Origin of the sequence: Desulfurivibrio nitratireducens, assembly GCF_044068515.1 — a bacterium.
Lineage (GTDB): Bacteria > Desulfobacterota > Desulfobulbia > Desulfobulbales > Desulfurivibrionaceae > Desulfurivibrio.
The window spans coordinates 21,089-40,575 of record NZ_JBIPKI010000007.1 but is presented as its reverse complement, the minus strand read 5'-3'; the positions used below and the strand labels follow the sequence as shown (position 1 = coordinate 40,575).

The following is a 19,487-nucleotide window of genomic DNA, read 5'->3' as shown; positions in this document are numbered from 1 at the left end:
CGGCATGGAACCGCAACGCACCGCCCGTTATTATTATTTGAAGATTCTCCGCCTCAAGGGAGATCCCCACAGTCTTGCCCGCGGCGTAACCGTCGGCGTAGCGGTGGGTATTATCCCCATCGTACCTCTGCAGACCCTGATCATTCTGGTGCTGGCGCCCTTGTTCCGGGGCAACAGCATCGCCGGCATCCTGGCCGGCCTGCTGGTCAGCAACCCCTTTACCCTGCTGCCCCAGTACTATGTCTCCTGGAAACTGGGTAAATTCTTCTATCCCGTCGAACTGACCTGGGCCCGGGTGCGGGAAACCATCGTATTCGTGGTCTCCGAAGCCGGTTCCTTCGGCGAACGCCTGGCCGCCATCGGCCAGCTGGGCTACGAGGCCATCGCCGTCCTGATCCTGGGCGGGGCTATCCTGGCCATCCCCCTGGCCCTGGTAACCTATCCCCTTTCCCTGCAGCTGTTTTTGGCCATCCAGCGGAAACGGCGCCAGAAGCATGTACTTTCCTGAGATATTTTTTGGCCTCGCCGCCCCGGCCTGCCCTTTTTGCCCGCTTCCTGAATTGCCCCTGATAGCCTGCCGGCTAAGGATAAATAAATCATCGTGAACCAAACCAGTATCAGACAGATTTTGACCGAACATGGCTTGGCCCCCAGCAAGCGCTTGGGCCAGAACTTCCTGGTCCAGCCCCGGCTTGCCGAACAGATTGTCGCCCTGGCCGGCATCGGCCCCACCGATACGGTGGTGGAACTGGGAGTAGGTTTGGGTTCTTTAACTATCCCCCTGGCCGCCAGGGCCGGCAAAGTGATCGGAATCGAGATTGATGCCGGGATCATCAGGTACCATCTGGAAGCCCAGGACCTGCCGGTCAACGTCGAACTGCACCACCAGGATCTGCTGCAAACCGATTTTGCCGCCCTGGCCCACGACCAGGGAAGTAGACTGAAAATCATCGCCAACCTGCCCTACGCCATCACCAACCCGCTGCTCTTCAAGCTGGTGGAACAGCACCAGGCCCTGGATCTGGCGGTACTGATGGTCCAGAAGGAGGTGGCCCTGCGCCTGATCGCCCCGCCGGGGACCAAGGAATACGGGGTGCTCTCGGTCCTGCTGGGGAGTTGCGCCCAGGTGCGGCGCTTGCTGGAAGTCGGACCGGCCAATTTTTACCCCCGGCCCAAAGTGGACTCGCTGGTGATCGCCATCAGCTTCGGCGCCGCACCCGCCGGAGTGGATTTTCCCATGCTGCGCCGGGTAGTTGACCTTGCCTTCCGCCAGCGCCGCAAAACCTTGCTCAACAGTCTGAGCGCCGGGGGGGCAATCGGCCTGGGCCGGCCAGAAGCCGCTAGAGCGCTGGCCGCGGCCGGCATCGAACCCCGCCTGCGGGCGGAAAACTTGACCACGGCGGACTTTATCCGCCTGACCAGGGCCATTGCCGCCGCCCAGGACTGAATCGGAGGCTTTCCTTGAACCACTGAATGCAGGGACCGGACGGTTCGAGCGGCCGAGATCCCGGCTAAACAGTGGTCCGCGGAGCGGTCGGGATCTCACTTCGGGGGCGGTTCAATCGCAACGACCTTATGGATAAATTTGTTTTTCACCACCCCACCAAGGTGATTTTCGGCCGGCAAGGGCTGACCCGGTTGGGCCGGGAATGCGCCCGCCTGGGCACCAGGGCCCTGCTGCTTTACGGGGGTCAACACCTGCAGGCCGGAGAGGGATATCAACAGGTCTGCCGCTCGCTGGCGGCAGCGGGCGTGGACTGGCGGGAGCTGGGGGGGATTCGCCCCAACCCGCGCCTGGCCCAGGTGCGCCGGGGGATTGGCCTGGCCCAAGAGCATAACGTCCAGGTGGTGGTAGCGGTGGGGGGCGGCAGTGTCATGGACAGCGCCAAGGCGGTGGCGGCCGGCGCCTGCGTCAACCACGATATCTGGCTCTTTTTTCGGGGCAAGAAAAGCATCCGCCGCGCCCTGCCGGTGATCTGCGTACCGACGGCGGCGGGTTCAGGCTCGGAATACAACCATGGCATGGTCCTGACCAACGAACTGACCCGGCAAAAAATCGGGATCGGCAACCGCCACCTCCTGCCGGCCGTGGCGATCATGGATCCGGAATTGTCCTGCACGGTCCCCTGGCGGCAGACTCTTAACGGAGCAGTGGACACCCTCAGCCACCTGCTGGAGTTTTTCGGTTCCGGCTCCCCCCCGGGCTCTCAGGCATACCGGCCAGCGGCCCACGCGGGGGCTATCCCGAACTCTGATTGCGGGCCGCCCGCTGGATCACCGGCGGCGGTTTCCTCAGCTCTCCAGGATCGCCTGGCCATCGGCCTGATCAAAACCATCATGGCCAGCTGTGCCCGCCTAAAGGCCGATTCCGTCGATTACCAGGGGCGGGCCGACATGCTTTGGGCCTCGGCCCTGGCCCTGGGGGGGCTCAACAATGCCGGCCGCGGCCGGGTCACCATGCCGGCCCATCTGCTCGCCCATGCCCTGGGCGGCCGTTATGATCTGGCCCACGGAGAGCTTTTGGCGGTGATCCTGCCCGCCTGGCTGCAATTTACCGCCCGTCGCGATCCTTCCCGGATCACCGCCTGGACCCGTCCCGTTTTCACCGCCGGCCCGACTCGGTCACCCGAGCCAGGCCCAGCGGAACTCAAACTGGAAGCGGAGCAGGGCCTGCAAGCCTTGCGGCAGTGGTTGCGGCGGATGGGGGCTCCCCAAAATCTGGCCGAAATCAAAATCCCCACCGGCAAAGTCGCTCTGGCGGAACTGGTCGAACACACCCTGCCCCAGGCCCGGCTCTGGCGTCTGCCTTACGGCCGGAAAGAGCTGTTGGAAATTCTCAACTATGCTCAAGGGGAAGGAAATTCGCCGGCCGGCCCCTGATAATAGGTAAGGGTCGCGGTCAAGGAGCCGATGGCGATCCGGGAACGAACCCGCAACGGCACCCGGTACTGATCGTCGGTCAGCCAGATCTGGGGATCCCCCGCTTTCTCGTAGAGACCGACAAAAGTGAGCTGCGGCCGCACCTGTAAACTCTCGCGGCGCCCGAGGATGGAATCGATGCTCTCGATCTTTTCCACCATAACCTCAACATCATGGCGCTCCCGGTCAGCAAAAGTCGGAATTACCACGCTTTTGCCCAGGGCCAACGGCATAATACGCATGGCATAAAAGGCGGAGAATTCGTTATGCACCGGCCCGGCCACGGTAAATCTTTCCACCGGATCCTGATTGCGCTGATAGACAATCAGGCGCCGTTCCTGGTTATAAATAGTGGTCCGAATATTCCGGCGCTCTCCCTGGTGCTGGTCGATGCGATAGTGGCTGGGCAAACGGGCCGGGCCGCGCACCACCACCCGAAAAGTGTCCCGCACCGGATAAATTTTCCCCAGCAACCCGGCGGTGCGGGCGGTGATTTCCAGGGCCAGCAGCTCCCCCCGGTCATCCAGTTGCTTAACGGCCATAGTCAGCCGCCCAGCGGTCATCCCCAGCCAAGTTACATCGTAATGCAAAACCTCGCCGGCGGGATAGGCGGAGGCCAGCAAATGCTCCTCCGGGGGCGTCATCTCCTTACCTGCTGCCAGCAACTGAGCCGGGCCCGGCAGCAACAACCAGAGCCCCAGAAAAAAAATGTACAGCGTCAAAGTTCTTGCTTTCACCACCGTCGACCTCGCCGTCTTAAGGAAATGGCGCCATCCGTCGCCCAATAATAACATACTCAGCCGGTCCTGACACACACCTTGCCGGAACCGCCTTTTCCGCCCGATGACCAATGACCTGCCGAGGGCTGCAATCCCGGCTGATCAGCGCTGGGAAAAGATTTTTTCTTCACGGGCCAGGCCCGGTGGGCCCAGCCTGTCCCGCCATGTCCGGCGGGTTGCGAGGGTTTGGAGAAGGGTACTACTTCGAATGAGCCAGGGGCCCCCAGCCCGAGCAAATGCTGCGGAACCAGGCGAAAAAAGCCGGGACCACCAGCCCTGCTTTGCAGAGCCGGTGGTCCCGGCCGGGGATGGAGATGCAGAAGCTTGAGATTTAAGGCAAATCAGTTAGGGGTGGTTTCCGGGGTGGAGTCCTCAGGGGTGGTGGAATCCAGCATGGGGCAGATGCCCAGCATCATCCCCATGCCAGGGCCCATCATGCCCTGACCCATCATGCCTCGGCCCATCATGCCCCGGCCCATCCGGCCTTTACCCATGCCCATCCCCGTTCCCATGCCGGGCATGGCGATCCCCAGCTCCTGGGCTTTTTGATGTTTCTCGGTGCGCAGATCAAAAAGTTCCTGGGCCAGGCGGGCGGCCTTTTTCTCGTCGGGCCGCTGATTGCTCAGCACCGCCCGCAACTCCGCCTGCTTGCCCACGATCTGGCGGCGCAGATCGGTGGTTTCCTGGTAGAATTGCTGCCGCGCCTTGATGGTCTCTTCATCAAGAGTGGCTCCCATCCGGCCGTAACCGGCCCCGGGGCCGCCCATCATGCCGATGCCCGGACCAGATCCCGGTCCGGCGCCGGTTCCCAGCTGGGCTTCCGCGGCCTGATAACCGGCCAGGGCAATAGTCGCCGCCAGGGCGATGCTTAAAATAGTTTTCTTCATGACTGTTCCTCCGACTGATATTTGGCTGACGGGCTGATTCCCGTCAGCTTGGTAAACAGTCTTTCTTCAACAATCGTGCCAACTGCTTCCGATAGATGAATAATCACCATAAAACAAAGCAGTCGCCAGTGGCTCATTGCTCCTGGGGGGCAACAGGGGCCGGCCGGCGGGAAAAATTGATTATTTTTTACCCAGGACCGGGGGCGGCCGGGTAAAATTTACCCAACCTCGCCGTTATCAAGCGGTCGGGGTAAACTGATGGTCAAAAAATTGGGATGAGCAAAACTCCTTCGGGCCCGACCGGCCCAGCCAAACCTCACCCCCACAAGAACTCCGACCGATGTTATTTTTTGTCTCGTTCGGCATGAATCGTGTAGTCATTAAGGCTGAAGCCCTGTCCTGATCAATCTCAGCCACCATATTTTTTCAGGAGATGAAAATCAGTTTATGGAAAAGCTGCCGGCCAAAAAATTAATTTTCGCCTCCCCCTGGATTTTGATTACCGCCGTGGGCCTGTTGCTGGCCATTATCCTGGTTTTCGCGGTCAACAACCTGCAACGCGAACAGCGCCTGGCCAACGAAACCCTGTTCAACCGGGGCCAGGGAATCATCCGCTTTCTGGAAGCGGGCACCCGGGCCTCCATGATGCGGATGGGGGTGGATGATGCCAGCCTTTTACAGCACCTGATCGAGCAGGCTGCCGAGGATACCGATATTCTATATATCGCGGTGATCAGCCAGGAGGGCCGGATCCTGGCCCACAGCGAACCGGACCTGGTCAGCCGGATGCTCCCCTTTCCCCTCCCCCCGCAAATGACCAACGACACCTCCCCCAGCGCCCCGGCCAGGGTCAGCTACCGCTTACGGGAAGATCCCGCTTTTCCCGCCGGAATCTTCGAGGTCAGCGCTCCATTCACGCCCTTCGCCGGGCGGGGAGGGCGGCACGGTATGATGATGGAGCCCGGCCAACGCCAGCGCATGCGCCAGGTGTGGCAACACCACGAGGACGGGGCCGGCATGGACCCCGAGGCCTTAGGTCATCAGGGCAGAGTGATCCTGGTGGGACTGGACCGGAGTGAGGCGGCCATGGTGATCAGCCAGAACCGGCGCCACATTTTGTTTATCTCCCTGGCCCTGTTGCTGGTGGGGATCGGTGGCTGGCTGGCCCTGCTCGGGGCCCAGGGTTACCGTACCGCCGAAAAAACCCTGCAGTACGTCCAGGCCTTTACCGGCCTGCTGATCTCCCGCCTGCCGCTGGGGATCATCGCCGTGGACCAGCGGGGCCTGGTCACCACCTGCAATGAAGTGGCGGCGCAAATGGGGGATCTGCGGGCGGAAAAGGTAATCGGCCGGCCCGCGGCAGTGGTTCTGCCGGCCCTGCTGGCCCCCTACCTGGCCGAGCCGACCAGCGGGGCGGAAATTATCGACCGGGAAATCAAGCTGGCCGCGCCCGAACCAACCGGGCCCCGGCCGGACGACAACAAGCCCGGCCAGCCCCAAAAAGTTCGGCTTGGGGAAGAGTCGCCGGCGCCGGAATCGCCTGCGGCAGAAGGCAAACGAACGGTGATGGTCAGCGCGGTGCCGGTCAGGAATCGCCAGCAGAAGATTATCGGCCGGGTGCTGCTGCTCCACGACGTTACCGAATTGCAGGCCATGGAAAGGGAAATCCATCGCCACGAACGGCTGGTGGCCCTGGGCAAGATGGCGGCGGGGGTGGCCCATGAGATCCGCAACCCCCTGAGTTCGATCAAGGGGCTGGCCACCCTGCTGGGTTCCCGCTTCGGGGAACAGGACCGGGAACATGACGCCGCCCGGCTGTTGATCAGTGAAGTGGAGCGGGTCAACCGCAGCATCGGCGAACTGCTCAACTACGCCCGGCCCCAGCCGCTCAACCGGCAATCGGTCAGGCTCAACGAGCTGCTGGCCAATTCCCTGCAACTGGTCGCCGCCGACGCCCGGGTTCTGGGGGTGGAGCTGGACTTCCAACCCGCCGCCGGGTCACCGGCCCTGGCCATCGATGCCGACCGGATCACCCAAGTACTCCTCAACCTTTACCTCAACAGCCTCCAGGCCATGAGCGAGGGCGGCCGGCTCCAGGTCCGCGCCCGGGAAGACCTTGCCCGGGGGGAAATCCAGATCTCAGTGAGCGACAGCGGTTGCGGGATTGCGGCGGAAAACCTGGCCCGGATCACCGACCCCTACTTCACCACCAAGCCGGAAGGCTCCGGCCTGGGCCTGGCCATGGTCCAGAAAATCATCGAAGAGCACGGCGGCCGCATGGCCATCGCCAGCCAGGAAGGCCGGGGCACCACCGTAACCATCTCCCTGCCCCGGAGTCCGCAGCCGGCAAACGGCCAAGCGCAAACCTGAGCGCCGGGATCCTTACCGGCCAGGCCGGCTTATTCAGCGGCGCGATAAATTTGGGCCCCGACCCGCCGCAACTTGCCAACCAGGTCGTCATAACCGCGATCCAGGTGATATACCCGGGAGATTTCCGTAACCCCTTCGGCGGCCAGGCCGGCAATCACCAGCGAGGCACTGGCCCGCAGATCGGTGGCCATGACCTTGGCCCCGCGCAGTTTGCCGGTGCCGCTGACAATGGCGCTGTGGCCGTCAATCCGGATATCGGCCCCCATCCGGTGCAACTCGGCCACATGCATGAAACGGTTTTCGAAAATGGTTTCCGTAATCAGGCTCAGGCCATTGCTCAAGCACATCAGGGCCATCATCTGGGCCTGGAGATCGGTGGGGAAACCGGGGAAAGGCATGGTCTTGATATCCACCGCCCGCAAAGGACCGCGGCGCGAGACATGAAGCCGGTCCGCCTCCTCGCGGACTGCGACCCCCGCGGCACCCAGCTTTGCATAGAGCGAGGGCAGCAAGGCGGGATCGCAATTGGTCAGGGTCACTTCTCCGCCGGTAGCCCCCACGGCAATCAGGAAGGTGCCGGTTTCGATCCGGTCGGGAACGATCCGGATCCGGGCCGGCCGCAGGCGGCCGACCCCTTCAATCGCCAGGGTATCGCTGCCCCGGCCCTTGATCCGGGCCCCCATGCCGTTGAGCATATCGACCAGGTTGCCGATCTCGGGTTCCCGGGCGGCATTCTTGATCACCGTCTCCCCCCGGGCCAGGACCGCGCCCATCAGGATGTTCTCGGTGGCGGTGACCGATGGGATGTCGAAACAGATGGTGGCCCCGGTCATCCGGCCATCCACCGAGGCATCAACGTATCCCTGATCCAGTTGATGGCTCACCCCCAGCTGCTGAAAGCCCTGGAGATGAAAATTGATCGGCCGAGCGCCAATGGCGCAGCCGCCGGGCAGTGAAACCCGGGCCCGCCCCATCCGGGCCAGCAGGGGCCCCAGCACCAGCACCGATGCCCGCATGGTCTTGACCAGCTCGTAGGAGGCCTCAAAGCCATGCAAATTGGCGGTATCGATGATCAGGGTCGCGCCATCCCGCTGCCAGGCGGCGCCGAGAGCTTCAAGAAGGGCCAGCATGGTCCGGGTGTCACGCAGATCGGGAACATTCTCCAGGACATGGGGGCCGGGAGCGAGCAGACAAGCGCAGATCAACGGCAAAGCGGCATTCTTGGCCCCACTGACCGCAATCTCGCCCCGCAGGGGCTCTCCTCCTTCAATGACAATTTTATCCATGGTCACCAACCGGTTGCTTAGGCATTAACCATATCCGTTCCCTGGCGGCGCCGACAACGGATAATCCTGGGATGGCCGGCCAGGTCCGGTAAAATTTCGACTTCGCTGAAGGCCGGATTGGCACGGAAAAGGCGCTGGACCGTCTCTTGCTGGTCCCAGCCGATTTCCATCAGCAACAATGCCCCCGGGCGCATAAAGGGCGGCAGGGTGCGACAGAGTTCGTCAATATCATCCAGGCCCCGTTCACCGCCGTCCAGGGCAGTCCGGGGCTCGAAATCCCTTACCTCCGGCTGCAGATTGGCCAGATCGCTCCGCACCACATAAGGCGGATTAGCCACCACCAGATCAAAAAGCGGCCGAGCCCGCAAAGCCGTCAACCAGTGGGAGCAGACCAGGGAGATCCGCCCCGCCACCCCGTGCCGCAGGGCGTTGGCCCGGGCAACCGCCAGGGCGGCGGCCGAACGATCGAGAGCCACCACCCGGGCCGCCGCCAGTTCCCGGGCCAGAACCACGGCCAGGATGCCGCTGCCGGTGCCCAGATCGAGAATCCGGAGAGGCTGTTCCGGCGCCTGCTTCCGGGCCTCGACCGGCAATTCTGGCGCCGGCCGGGCAAATTCCAGGGCCTGCTCCACCAGCAACTCCGTTTCGGGGCGGGGAATCAGGACTTCGGGCCCAACCGTAAAGGACAGGGACCAGAATTCCCATTCCCCGATGATGTAGGCCAAGGGCTCGCGCCCCAGCCGCCGGCGCAGGGCCGTCAGCAACCGCCGGCGCAAAGAGTTGTCAATTTTGCTCCCGGCGGCCAGGATCAGGCCCGCCCGATCGCAGTCCAGCAACCAGCCTAACAGGATATCGGCCTCGGCGAAAGCCTCTTCAATCCCGACCTGCCGCAGGAGGGCACCGATCCGGGCCCGGGCCTCCCCTGCCGTAATACCGGAGGGGAAATCAGCGGCCAAGGAGGAGTCAGCGGTCAGGTTCATCGCTCTTTTCCTCCCGCTGAAGGGAAAGCCGACCCGGCGAAGCTCGGCGGCAAAGTGCCGGCGGCAAGGGCGGGGCGATCATCCCCGGACCTGACCAGGCCAGGATGGCGAAAGCTTGGGTATTCAGCCCTCATTGCTGTTGCTTGAGGGTCTCGGTCTGGTAATGGAGCATTAATGGTTCGATTACCTCGTCGAGATGGCCGAGCATCACTGAATCGAGCCGGTAGATGGTCAGGTTGATCCGGTGTTCGGTGAGGCGATTCTGGGGGAAGTTATAAGTTCTGATCCGCTCACTGCGATCCCCGCTGCCGACCTGGCTTTTACGGTCACTGGAAATCCGGTCGTGCTGTTCCTGTTCCAGCTTGTCCAGGAGCCGGGCCCGCAGCACCTGGAGCGCTTTGGCTTTGTTCTTGTGCTGGGATTTTTCATCCTGGCAGCTGACCACCAGGCCGGTGGGCAGGTGGGTGACCCGCACCGCCGAATCGGTGGTGTTGACGCTTTGGCCGCCGGGACCGGAGGAACGGAAGACATCGAACTTGAGCTCGGCGGGATTGATCTGCAACTCGACTTCCTCGGCCTCGGGCAGAACCGCCACCGTCACCGCCGAAGTATGAACCCGGCCCTGGGCTTCGGTTTCCGGCACCCGTTGCACCCGGTGGGTCCCCGACTCGTACTTGAGCCGACTGTAAACGTGGTCACCGCTGATCAGGGCGATGATTTCCTTGTAACCCCCGATGCCGATGGGGTTGCTGCTCAAAACTTCCACCTTCCAGCCCTGCTGTTCGGCGTAACGGTTATACATCCTGAACAGGTCGCTGGCGAAAAGGGCGGCTTCATCCCCCCCGGTGCCGGCCCGGATTTCCAACAGGATGTTTTTTTCATCGTTGGGATCCCGGGGCAACAGGGCCAGGCGCAACTCCTTATCCAGGGCCTTGATCCGTTCTTCCAGCTCCTCGTTTTCCACCCGCGCCAGTTCCAGGATTTCGTCATCATCCTCTTCCTGAAGCAGGCGGCGGTTGGCCTCGAGATCTTTTTGGGCTTTGCGATAGCGGCCGTAAAGAACGTCCAGCTTGCTGACCTGGGCATGCTCCTTGGCCAGGGAGCGGAACCGGGCCGGGTCCTTCATCAGTCCCGGTTCGGAGAGACGATCCTCCAGCACCTTTTTGCGTTCGTTGATATCGGCAAGCTGTTCAAACATTTATGCTTTCCCGCCGGGAGGCTATTTACCCGCTCAACACCTGAGCCCCGCAACCGGGGCGGTCCGGCTCAAGGGGCCGGAGAGCAGGGATCAAAGATCAGTTCCTGGTTTAACAACAAAAAAGCCCCATGAATCCGCGGCCGGCCTGCTAGGAGGGGCGCTGTCCATGGGGCGATCCTGGTTAAACGGGAAAAAGCTACTTGTCCAGAGTGCGACCGTACTTCTTGAGAAATTTTTCGACCCGGCCGGCGGAGTCGATAAGTTTCTGCTTACCGGTGAAGAAAGGGTGACAAGCTGCACAAATTTCCACCCTGACCTCATTGAGCACCGAGCCGATCTCCACTTCATTGCCGCAGGCGCAGGACGCCTTGATTTTATGATATTCCGGATGGATCCCTTCCTTCATGACCAATAACCTCCGCTGATTTAAGCAAAACAGGCGATGCCGATAATAAAACGGGGTATTATAACCTCTTCCGTCAATCATGCAACTATAACTTCAGGAAAAAGAGAAGCGGTTCAGCCCCCGCTGCTGCTGACCATGGAGGAAAAAAACTCCTCGTTGGAACGGGTCCGCTTCATTTTGTCGAGCAGGAACTCCATGGCGTCGGCCGGATTCATGGATGAAAGCAGCTTGCGCAGAATCCAGATCTTATTCATCTCCTCCGGACCGAGCAGCAGGTCTTCCTTGCGGGTGCCGGACTTGGCGATGTCCATGGCGGGGTAAATCCGGCGGTCAGCCAGCTTGCGGTCGAGGACGATTTCCATATTGCCGGTGCCCTTGAACTCCTCAAAGATCACGTCATCCATCCGGCTGCCGGTTTCGATCAGGGCCGAGGCGATGATGGTCAGGCTGCCGCCTTCCTCGATATTGCGGGCGGCCCCGAAAAAGCGCTTGGGCCGGTGCAGGGCGTTGGAATCCACCCCGCCGGAGAGAATCTTGCCACTGGGCGGAACCACGGTGTTGTAGGCCCGGGCCAGGCGGGTGATGCTGTCCAGGAGAATGACCACGTCCTTCTTATGCTCAACCAGGCGTCGGGCTTTGTCGAGCACCATTTCGGCCACCTGGATATGGCGCTGGGGCGGTTCGTCGAAGGTGGAACTGATTACCTCGGCATCGACGCTGCGGGCCATGTCGGTGACTTCCTCGGGCCGCTCGTCGATGAGGAGCACGATCAGAATCACTTCCTTGTGATTACGGATGATGCTGTTGGCTATATCGGTTATCAGGACGGTCTTGCCGGTTCGGGGCGGAGCAACGATCAAGCCCCGCTGACCTTTGCCGATCGGTGACATCATGTCCATGATCCGCATGGAAAAATTGTCGGGTTCCCTTTCCAGGTTGATGCGTTCGTTGGGATGAAGCGGAGTCAGGTTGGAAAAGAGGGTTTTGTCGCGGGCCTTTTCCGGCGGATCGAAGTTGACCTTGTCTACCTTCAAGAGGGCCAGATAACGCTCCCCTTCCTTGGGGGAGCGAACCGGACCTTCCACGGTATCTCCGGTCCGCAGATTGAGGCGCCGAATCTGGGAGGGGGAAACGTAAATATCGTCGGGCCCGGGCAGATAGTTATAGTCAGGCGCTCGCAGAAAGCCGAAACCGTCGGGCAGGACTTCGAGTACTCCGCCCCCGTAATTATCACCGTTCTTGCCCACCCCGGCACTCTGGTGCTGGAGGATGGCGAAAATAAGTTCCTGCTTGAGCATTCCGGAGTAGCCTTCGATATTCATCGACTTGGCAATGCTGGTAAGCTCGGCGATTTTCTTTCTTTTAAGTTCCCCAAGATTCATTAACGTATTTTCTCCTTAAAACATGATGATAATCGGTCAAGCCCAAAACTGTTTGGTGTAGAAAGCAAGCCCGCAGTTGCTGCAGGTTGCAAAGAATAACTGCCGGCCGGGCCTGGTCTGCCAACTCAGAGGCCGGGAATGGCCCAAGCGCATGGCAGCTGCCGGTAGTGAAATTTATTGCTTAAGAGATCAGAGAGGCAGAAAGATCCGCACGAAAAATTAGATGTAAACCGAGAGTGGAATGGCGAACATAATTTTCGGGAATATCCCGTTACTAGGAACAGCGCAAAACTTGCTACTCAAATGTGCCCGGGGAATGAATGGAATAAATTCCGCTGATCAGCGGAATTGTGCGGATAATATTGGCTCTTGACCGGGCTGTCAAGGCTTTTCCGGCGATCAAGCGTTTTTTTTGCCGGCGGGCCGCGCTAATGGCGGCTAGCGGCTGATCTCTGACAAGTCTCCGCTTAATTCAGGGTCCCCGGCCGGTTTCACCGGCCGGTTAGCCGCTTTCTGAAGCCGAGGAATCAGTCGATCGAGTTGTTGACAGGTTGTCGGCCAGTCCGCGGAATTTTCAACCACCAGATCGGCCCGCCGCACTTTTTCCGCCTGCGGCATCTGGGCGGCCAGGGTGGCGCGGGCCTCTTCCCGGCACACCTCATCCCGCCGGCAGAGGCGTTGCAGGCAAACTTCCTCTGGGGCCCAGACCACCAGAACCAGGGAAAAATCATCCTCCCAGCCCGCTTCGTAGAGCAGCGGCACTTCAACCAGCACCGTCCCGGCTCCGGCCCGCCGGAGTTCCGCGGCCCGCACCTGCATGGCCGCTCGGATCAGGGGATGCAAAAGGCGATCAATCCGGGACCGCAGCCGGGGGTCGGTGAAAATTGCCCGCCGGAGCAGCTTCCGATCGATAGTCCGGTCGGCCCGGAAAAAACGGGAACCAAAATTACGTTCCAGAGCCAGCCAGCCCGCCTGGTCCGGTTCCAGCAACTGCCGGCTGAGGTGGTCGACATCGATGCCGCTCAGGCCGGCGTGCTCCATCAGATATTGGGCCACCCGGCTTTTGCCCGCGGCAATGCCCCCGGTGATGGCGACCAGGCCGCCAAGGGCCTCTTTATTATTCTCGCTTACCCTCATTAAGCCTTCACCCTACCCTGCCTGAAGTCAAAGGGCGTTTCGCTGTCCCCGCCCTCCCCTGGCAAACCGATTGCCGGCCGACGAGCCGGCAAAGCCGCTGATAAGCAGCGGGAGCGGCCATAACCGAGTACCGGGAGCCGTCAGTTAACTCAGCCCGTTGCGAATTGACAGCCCCCGGATTGAGCAAAACGGTCAGGGGTGGATTAAGCCCGCAACAAATCAAGGCTGGCTTGTAGATCAGGCCACAGGGGGGCCGTAAACTGCAAAGGGCGACCGTCACGGGGGTGGCGAAAGGCAAGCCGCAGGGCATGCAGCCATTGCCGTTCAATCCCCCAAAGCCGGTCGCTTTCATCCTTGCGGCCATAGAGGGCGTCGCCGGCCAGGGGGCAGCCCAGCGCCGCCATGTGAACCCTGATCTGGTGGGTCCGGCCGGTTTCCAGGCCCAGTGAGACCAGGGTGTAGCCGGCGACAAAGCGCTCCAGCACCCGCCAGTGGGTTACCGCCTCCCGGCCCCCATCCCGGCGCACGGCCATTTTTTTCCGCTGAACGGGGTGGCGTCCGACGGGCAGATCCACCTTGCCCGTCTCTTGCTTGGGCTTACCGCGGAGCAAAGCCAGATAGGTTTTTTCGACTTGCTTGCCTTTGAACTGGCGCACCAGTTCCCGGTGAGCCTGATCATGCTTGGCCACCACCAGGCAACCGGAGGTATCCTTATCGAGACGATGGACGATGCCGGGTCTTAATTCGCCGCTGATCCCGGAAAGGTTGCGGCAATGATGGAGCAGACCATGCACCAGGGTCCCCTGCCAGTGGCCCCCGGCGGGATGAACCACCAACCCCGGCGGCTTGGAGAGCACCAGAATGTCTTCATCTTCATAAAGAGGGCTAAAATAAACTTCCTCGGCAACCAGCTCGGTTGGTTCCGGCGGGGGAACGGTCAATTCCACCCGGTCACCGGCCTTTAACAGCAGCCCGGGCTTGAGGACCACCGCAGTCGAGCCGGCGGGAATGACCTTGACCATGCCTTGGCGAATCAAGCCCTGCAGGCGGGAACGGGTCAAATCCCGCAACACTCCTCGCGAAGCTAAGAAATGATCGACCCGGCGACCAGCCTCCACGGCAGCAACGGTAAAAACAAAGGATGATTCATCGGCCCGGTTCACATGAGCCCTTCAAGGTAGCCGGCAAGGCGCTTAAGCTTGAACCGGTTCTGGGGATATCTAAGGAATGCCAACTGGTTACAGCAAAACAAAGAGGAGCAGGTGAAACTCGAAGGTTTGGCGGTAAAGTCGGAAACCAAGACGGACCTCAGCGGTCAGCAGCCCAATCAGGCGAAAATCTGCTCGATGCGCTGGGCCACCTGGTCTTCCTCGATTTCCTTGGCCAAAGCGATTTCCTTGATCAGCAAGCTTTTGGCGGTATCCACCATTTTGCGTTCGCCGAAGGAAAGTTCCTTGTCTTCCCGCAAGAGCAAAAGGTCGCGGAGTACTGCGGCTATCTCGAATACCGAACCGGTTTTGATCCGGTTCATATATTCGCGATAACGCTGGTTCCAAGGCTGAGACTCGGTTTCCACGTCGCGCTGGTTGAGAATGGCGAAAACTTTGCTTACGTCCTGGGGGGAGATAATGTTGCGCAGCCCCCCAGTGCTGCAGGTGGTGGTGGGAATCATTACGGTCATGTTGGAGTCGACAATCCGGATTATGTAAAAGGACTGTTCCAGTTCCCCTACCCGCCGGGATTCAATCGACTCGATTTTTCCGACTCCGTGGGCCGGATAAACTGCCATATCACCTACGCGAAAAGTTTCCGTTGCACCTACCATAAGCTTTTCCCCCACCAACCGGTAAACCCCCTGAGATGGCCCCTTTGCGGAACCACCCCCGGTGATCAAGACAAACCCGCAGCATCCAGAATTCATCGGCGACCGGGCCGATAAAAGCCCAAACAGCGAATTTGGACGAAAAACTTCGGAAAGATACGGGCAGAACACCTGTCGGCAAAGCGCTATTAGCTAAACTGCCAGTAAAGAAATCTTAATATACCATGCCCGGGCAATATTATCAATCACTCTTGCCGGCGCCCCGCTCAGGGCCTTCCGGGTCCAGGCCAGGGTTACTCTTGCCCGGCGATCCCGACCGAAGCGTTGACCAGGTTCATGGCAATTTTAAGATCGCGGCGGAACAGGAGTTCCAAACCCTCTTCGAGAAACGCGAGGATTTTTTCCAACTCGGGGAACTCGGCGGTGGAAAACCGGGAGAGGACGAAACCAGCGGCGGCCTTGGCGCCCGGGGGGCGGCCCACCCCGATGCGAAAGCGGATAAAGTCGCGTCCCCCCAGATGGTCCATCAACGAGCGCACTCCGTTATGCCCTCCGGCCCCGCGGTTTTGGGCCAGGCGGCAGGCCCCGAAGGGCAAATCGAGTTCATCGTGAAAAACCACCACATCGGGGGTAGCGATCTGGAAAAAACGGGCGATTTTCCCCACCGCCAAGCCGCTGCGGTTCATGAAAGTAAGAGGTTTGACCAGGGTAACCGGCTGGCCCCAAAGCAGACCGCGGCCGACTTCGGCGTCCCATTTGGTTTCCTTCTTCAATGCTATGCCATGGCGGTCGGCCAGATAGTCGACAAAAATAAAACCGATGTTGTGGCGAGTAAGTTCATACTCGACCCCGGGATTGCCCAGGCCCACCAGAAGACGCATCGTTTCACCATTGGCCGTCGTGGGGGCAGCCAGAGAAAAAATTGCCGCCCCCCGCAGAAGCAAAAAAAAGCCGAAAAAGAGCGCCCTCTTCCCGGCCCGCCCCCGTCAGCATCCGAAAAAGGGAACCGTCGGCCTAAAACTGCAAAGGGTAACCTTGCCTCAGAAAAACAGGTTTATCGTCTGGAGAAACTTGCCTTGCCGCCGGACCGCAGGGGGAGCAAGCGAATCCGGCGATGATAGCAGGGGCTATATCGCCGGACTTGATCGCGCCAGGATGTGGTGCTGCCGCCAGCTTATTTACTCGGTGCCACCAACGACGGCGACGCACACCTTATCCGCGCCGGCCACCAGTTCAACCCCGGCGGGCAGGGGCAACTCACCGCAGGTGCGCTGGGAGTTGGGACCCAGGGGCGAGACATCAATGACAATTTCATCGGGAATGTCCAGGGCTTTACCTTTGAGGGCGACCTTTTCCAGCGAAATCACCAATTCCCCGCCCATGTCAACTCCCTTGGCCTTGCCCCGATAACGTAAGGGCACCTGAAAGACCAGGGGTTCGTCCAGCGAAATCACGTAGAAATCAGCGTGGAGAACATTATCCGCGATGGGATCGGTCTGGATTTCCCGGGTGATCACGTGATGGACGACTTTACCCTGCTCATCGGCCACCTCCAGGTTGATTACCGAGTTGCGGCGGTGAATGGAAAATAGGGCCTTGGTAAAGCTGTGGGTATCCAGGCTCAGGGCCTGGGGATTAATTTTCGGGCCATAAAGCACCGCCGGGGTCCGACCGGCGCGGCGCAGGCTGCGGGCCGCACCCTTGCCGCAGTCATCACGTTTATTGGCCGCGATATCTACCTGTAACATGGTATTCCTCCTGGATTAGCACTCAAACGAAAACCGCCGCCGGGCCGGACATTCCGCTCCGGACGGACAGCGAACTTGCATAAAAGTCAGACAAAAAGCGAACTCACCGAATCATCGGCATGGATGCGCCGAACAGCCTCGGCCAGCAGCTTGCTGACCGAGAGGACCTTGATCTTGCCACACTCCTTGGCCGCGCCCCGCAGGGGGACGCTGTCGGTAACAACCAGCCGGCTGATCCTGGAATTCTCCAGGCGCTCGATGGCCGGTCCGGAAAGCACCCCGTGGGAGCAGCAGGCAAAAACTTCAAGGGCGCCCGCCTCCACCAGCACGTTGGCCGCCGAACAGAGGGTGCCGGCGGTGTCGACCATGTCATCAAGGAGAACGGCGATCTTGCCTTTGACGTCGCCGATTACATTCATCGCTTCGCACTCGTTGGCCCGTTCCCGCCTCTTGTCGACAATGGCCAGGGTGGTGTTGAGCCGCTTGGCAAAGGCCCGGCAGCGCTCCACCCCGCCGGCATCCGGCGACACCATGACCACCTTGGACGTATCAACGTGGCTGGTCAGGTATTCCAACAGCACCGGGGCGGCAAAAAGGTTGTCCACCGGAATATTGAAGAAACCCTGGATCTGCCCGGCATGCAGGTCCATGGTCAGCACCCGGCGGACTCCCACCACCATCAGCATTTCCGCCACCACCTTGGCGGTGATCGGCACCCGGGGAGCCACCTTGCGATCCTGACGGGCATAGCCGTAGTAAGGCAACACGGCGGTAATCCGCCGCGAGGAAGCCCGGCGCAGGGCATCAACGATAATCATCAACTCCATCAGGTTATCGTTGACCGGAGGACAGGTGGGCTGAATCACAAAGACATCCCGACCCCGGACGTTCTCCCCGATTTCGACGAATATTTCGCCGTCACTGAAGCGCCGAACCTCCGCCTTGGACAGCGGGGTTTGCAAATATGCGCAAATACTTTCGGCCAAAGCCGGATTGGCGTTGCCGGCAAAGATTTTCATTTCGTTGACGGACAAGGGAAAGTACTCCTTTTTGCTGACTGCCTGTTATGTGCGACGAACAAAAAAGTGGCTGGGGCGGCAGGATTCGAACCTGCGAATGCAAGAGTCAAAGTCTTGTGTCTTACCGCTTGACGACGCCCCAATCGCTATAAGGTCCGGCAGCACCGCCTTCCTTGCCCAAGCACCCAACCCGACAAGGCCAAGGCCAACTGATCCGTCCGGGCCGAATGTTGATCCGGGCAGGCACTGGCCGGCCTGACAAAATCGCTATCACCATTCCGGCGGGCGGGGCCGGCATTACTCGGCCAGGGGTTTGGTCAGAAAAACCTGCTTATATTTTTTACCCATGCGGGCGGCGCAAACTTGCGCCGCCTCCCGGTCCTTGAACAGGGCGAACATGGTGGGGCCGCTGCCGGCCATCAGCGCCGTGGCGGCGCCCGCCGCCAGCAGCTCGTCCCTGATGGCAATCAGTTCAGGGTGGCGGGCCATGGTGACCCGTTCCAGATCATTGCCGAAGACCAGCTTGTCCCCCGGTAAAGAGCCGCTAAAAATATAGGGATCGCTCTGTTTTGTCAATCGAAAATTGCCATAAACCCAGGCCGTGGAGACAGCAAAGCCGGGATTGACCAGCACAATCGAGCCCAGCCCGGGGGGCAGCGGCACCGGGGTCAACAATTCACCGATCCCTTGGGCCCGGGCTGCGACGGCATCCTGGACAAAAAAAGGGACATCCGCTCCCAGGGGCCGGGCCAGCTTGGTCAGCGCTTCTTCGTCCAGGCCGGTGTTATAGAGCCGGTCCAGGCCGCGCAGCACCGCGGCGGCATCGCTGCTGCCGCCGCCCAGCCCTGCCGCCACCGGAATGTTCTTCACCAAGGAGATCGTCAGGGCCGGTTCGATCCCGCAATGATCACAAAAAGCGGTCGCCGCCCGGTAAACCAGGTTGTCACGGTCAGCCGGCAAATCGGCCCCGCGACAGAGCAGCTCGATCCCGGGCGCCCGGCGCCGGGCCAAGACCAGGCGGTCGCCAAACTCCAGCTTGAGCATCAGGGAGTCGAGCTCGTGATAGCCATCGGCCCGTTTGGCAATAATCCGCAGATAAAGGTTGATCTTGGCCGGGGCATGGAGCTCGATGGGGCCGGCGCCATCACCGGGTGAGCTGGACATAGCGCATTCGCAAATCGTAGAGCATGTTGGCCAGCAGCTCGCTTTCCTTGGCGGTAAGATTGCCGGCCGTTTTCTCTTTGAGTAGCTGGAGGGTGTCGATGGCGTGTTTGGCCAGCAAGAAATCCTGGCTTTTCTCGCCGGTTTCCGGATTGGCCAGTTCCCCCAGGTGCAGCAAGGCTGAGTTGTTCAGGGAAATGACCAGAGTGGTAAAGGTTACTTCCGGCAGGACGCATTTGCCGTCCCGGCGCACCTGCCCGGGCGGGCAGCATTTTTCTTCATTGACGTTGGCCATGGAAACCCCCTCTACAGAATCAACGGACCGGGGAACTGCCGAATAGCAAGGCAGAGCAGTCTCTCCGCAACGGCCTCGGCAGAGTGCAGTCAAGCCGC

General features: G+C 60.7%; 19 protein-coding genes and 1 tRNA gene. 4 read left to right on the top strand and 16 right to left on the bottom strand.

What is annotated here, in order from left to right; all coding sequences use genetic code 11:
- Positions 1–4: 4 nt before the first annotated feature.
- The 3 genes from ACHHTY_RS04005 (at position 5) to ACHHTY_RS03995 (ending at position 2,880) form a co-directional block, all read left to right on the top strand.
- Positions 5–508, top strand: a complete 504-nt coding sequence (locus ACHHTY_RS04005) for a DUF2062 domain-containing protein (RefSeq protein ID WP_395492775.1) — start codon at positions 5–7, stop codon at positions 506–508.
- Positions 509–601: 93 nt separating this feature from the next.
- Positions 602–1,447 (top strand): 16S rRNA (adenine(1518)-N(6)/adenine(1519)-N(6))-dimethyltransferase RsmA, encoded by an 846-nt coding sequence (rsmA, locus tag ACHHTY_RS04000; RefSeq protein WP_395492774.1) that lies wholly within the window; start codon positions 602–604, stop codon positions 1,445–1,447.
- A 128-nt stretch (positions 1,448–1,575) separates the two neighbouring features.
- The gene (locus ACHHTY_RS03995; protein WP_395492773.1) at positions 1,576–2,880 is read left to right on the top strand and encodes an iron-containing alcohol dehydrogenase; all 1,305 of its coding nucleotides are present in this window, start codon (positions 1,576–1,578) and stop codon (positions 2,878–2,880) included.
- On the opposite strand, the gene ACHHTY_RS03990 is transcribed toward ACHHTY_RS03995, so the two are convergent.
- Together ACHHTY_RS03990 and ACHHTY_RS03985 are read right to left on the bottom strand one after the other, a co-directional pair.
- On the bottom strand, positions 2,847–3,641 hold the full coding sequence (locus ACHHTY_RS03990) for a DUF3108 domain-containing protein (protein WP_395492772.1): 795 nt from the start codon (positions 3,639–3,641) through the stop codon (positions 2,847–2,849). The genes ACHHTY_RS03995 and ACHHTY_RS03990 overlap by 34 nt on opposite strands.
- Before the next feature lie 398 nt (positions 3,642–4,039).
- Positions 4,040–4,585, bottom strand: a complete 546-nt coding sequence (locus tag ACHHTY_RS03985) for a periplasmic heavy metal sensor (RefSeq protein ID WP_395492771.1) — start codon at positions 4,583–4,585, stop codon at positions 4,040–4,042.
- Between the two features lie 447 nt (positions 4,586–5,032).
- Here ACHHTY_RS03985 and ACHHTY_RS03980 point away from each other — a divergent pair, with 447 nt between their 5' ends.
- Positions 5,033–6,955, top strand: a complete 1,923-nt coding sequence (locus ACHHTY_RS03980; protein WP_395492770.1) for an ATP-binding protein — start codon at positions 5,033–5,035, stop codon at positions 6,953–6,955.
- 29 nt (positions 6,956–6,984) lie between these two features.
- On the opposite strand, the gene murA is transcribed toward ACHHTY_RS03980, so the two are convergent.
- From murA to ACHHTY_RS03910, 14 genes are all read right to left on the bottom strand, one after another.
- A complete protein-coding gene (murA, locus tag ACHHTY_RS03975; RefSeq protein ID WP_395492769.1) occupies positions 6,985–8,241 on the bottom strand; it encodes a UDP-N-acetylglucosamine 1-carboxyvinyltransferase in 1,257 nt (418 codons plus the stop codon).
- Between the two features lie 17 nt (positions 8,242–8,258).
- Complete coding sequence (gene prmC / locus ACHHTY_RS03970; protein ID WP_395492768.1) at positions 8,259–9,221, bottom strand: peptide chain release factor N(5)-glutamine methyltransferase; 963 nt, start codon at positions 9,219–9,221, stop codon at positions 8,259–8,261.
- A 130-nt stretch (positions 9,222–9,351) separates the two neighbouring features.
- Positions 9,352–10,419: a peptide chain release factor 1 gene (prfA, locus tag ACHHTY_RS03965; protein WP_395492767.1), complete on the bottom strand. Its 1,068-nt coding sequence runs from the start codon at positions 10,417–10,419 to the stop codon at positions 9,352–9,354.
- 196 nt (positions 10,420–10,615) lie between these two features.
- Complete coding sequence (rpmE, locus tag ACHHTY_RS03960) at positions 10,616–10,825, bottom strand: 50S ribosomal protein L31 (RefSeq protein ID WP_395492766.1); 210 nt, start codon at positions 10,823–10,825, stop codon at positions 10,616–10,618.
- A 113-nt stretch (positions 10,826–10,938) separates the two neighbouring features.
- Positions 10,939–12,207, bottom strand: coding sequence for a transcription termination factor Rho (gene rho / locus ACHHTY_RS03955; protein ID WP_395492765.1), 1,269 nt, complete (start codon positions 12,205–12,207; stop codon positions 10,939–10,941).
- A gap of 438 nt (positions 12,208–12,645) precedes the next feature.
- Positions 12,646–13,344 carry a dephospho-CoA kinase gene (gene coaE, locus ACHHTY_RS03950; protein ID WP_395492764.1) on the bottom strand — a complete coding sequence of 233 codons (699 nt, stop codon included), beginning with the start codon at positions 13,342–13,344 and terminating at the stop codon, positions 12,646–12,648.
- A gap of 203 nt (positions 13,345–13,547) precedes the next feature.
- Positions 13,548–14,507, bottom strand: coding sequence for an RluA family pseudouridine synthase (locus ACHHTY_RS03945; protein ID WP_395492763.1), 960 nt, complete (start codon positions 14,505–14,507; stop codon positions 13,548–13,550).
- 164 nt (positions 14,508–14,671) lie between these two features.
- Positions 14,672–15,169, bottom strand: a complete 498-nt coding sequence (locus tag ACHHTY_RS03940) for a CarD family transcriptional regulator (protein ID WP_395492762.1) — start codon at positions 15,167–15,169, stop codon at positions 14,672–14,674.
- A gap of 290 nt (positions 15,170–15,459) precedes the next feature.
- Positions 15,460–16,047 carry an aminoacyl-tRNA hydrolase gene (pth, locus tag ACHHTY_RS03935; protein WP_395492761.1) on the bottom strand — a complete coding sequence of 196 codons (588 nt, stop codon included), beginning with the start codon at positions 16,045–16,047 and terminating at the stop codon, positions 15,460–15,462.
- Between the two features lie 297 nt (positions 16,048–16,344).
- A complete protein-coding gene (locus ACHHTY_RS03930) occupies positions 16,345–16,914 on the bottom strand; it encodes a 50S ribosomal protein L25 (protein ID WP_395492760.1) in 570 nt (189 codons plus the stop codon).
- A gap of 86 nt (positions 16,915–17,000) precedes the next feature.
- The gene (locus ACHHTY_RS03925; RefSeq protein ID WP_395492759.1) at positions 17,001–17,948 is read right to left on the bottom strand and encodes a ribose-phosphate pyrophosphokinase; all 948 of its coding nucleotides are present in this window, start codon (positions 17,946–17,948) and stop codon (positions 17,001–17,003) included.
- Between the two features lie 52 nt (positions 17,949–18,000).
- Positions 18,001–18,075: transfer RNA gene (locus ACHHTY_RS03920), tRNA-Gln, on the bottom strand.
- Positions 18,076–18,230: 155 nt separating this feature from the next.
- A complete protein-coding gene (gene ispE, locus ACHHTY_RS03915) occupies positions 18,231–19,097 on the bottom strand; it encodes a 4-(cytidine 5'-diphospho)-2-C-methyl-D-erythritol kinase (RefSeq protein WP_395492758.1) in 867 nt (288 codons plus the stop codon).
- On the bottom strand, positions 19,078–19,389 hold the full coding sequence (locus ACHHTY_RS03910; RefSeq protein WP_395492757.1) for a DUF1844 domain-containing protein: 312 nt from the start codon (positions 19,387–19,389) through the stop codon (positions 19,078–19,080). Before ACHHTY_RS03910 ends, ispE begins: the two co-directional genes overlap by 20 nt.
- Between the last annotated feature and the right edge of the window lie 98 nt (positions 19,390–19,487).

Coding starts and splice junctions, on each gene's coding strand:
- ACHHTY_RS04005 (WP_395492775.1), top strand. CDS start 5: ATGGAACCGCAACGCACCGCCCGTTATTATTATTTGAAGATTCTCCGC.
- ACHHTY_RS03995 (WP_395492773.1), top strand. CDS start 1,576: ATGGATAAATTTGTTTTTCACCACCCCACCAAGGTGATTTTCGGCCGG.
- ACHHTY_RS03985 (WP_395492771.1), bottom strand. CDS start 4,585: ATGAAGAAAACTATTTTAAGCATCGCCCTGGCGGCGACTATTGCCCTG.
- ACHHTY_RS03980 (WP_395492770.1), top strand. CDS start 5,033: ATGGAAAAGCTGCCGGCCAAAAAATTAATTTTCGCCTCCCCCTGGATT.
- murA (WP_395492769.1), bottom strand. CDS start 8,241: ATGGATAAAATTGTCATTGAAGGAGGAGAGCCCCTGCGGGGCGAGATT.
- prmC (WP_395492768.1), bottom strand. CDS start 9,221: ATGAACCTGACCGCTGACTCCTCCTTGGCCGCTGATTTCCCCTCCGGT.
- prfA (WP_395492767.1), bottom strand. CDS start 10,419: ATGTTTGAACAGCTTGCCGATATCAACGAACGCAAAAAGGTGCTGGAG.
- rpmE (WP_395492766.1), bottom strand. CDS start 10,825: ATGAAGGAAGGGATCCATCCGGAATATCATAAAATCAAGGCGTCCTGC.
- rho (WP_395492765.1), bottom strand. CDS start 12,207: ATGAATCTTGGGGAACTTAAAAGAAAGAAAATCGCCGAGCTTACCAGC.
- coaE (WP_395492764.1), bottom strand. CDS start 13,344: ATGAGGGTAAGCGAGAATAATAAAGAGGCCCTTGGCGGCCTGGTCGCC.
- ACHHTY_RS03940 (WP_395492762.1), bottom strand. CDS start 15,169: ATGGTAGGTGCAACGGAAACTTTTCGCGTAGGTGATATGGCAGTTTAT.
- pth (WP_395492761.1), bottom strand. CDS start 16,047: ATGCGTCTTCTGGTGGGCCTGGGCAATCCCGGGGTCGAGTATGAACTT.
- ACHHTY_RS03930 (WP_395492760.1), bottom strand. CDS start 16,914: ATGTTACAGGTAGATATCGCGGCCAATAAACGTGATGACTGCGGCAAG.
- ispE (WP_395492758.1), bottom strand. CDS start 19,097: ATGTCCAGCTCACCCGGTGATGGCGCCGGCCCCATCGAGCTCCATGCC.
- ACHHTY_RS03910 (WP_395492757.1), bottom strand. CDS start 19,389: ATGGCCAACGTCAATGAAGAAAAATGCTGCCCGCCCGGGCAGGTGCGC.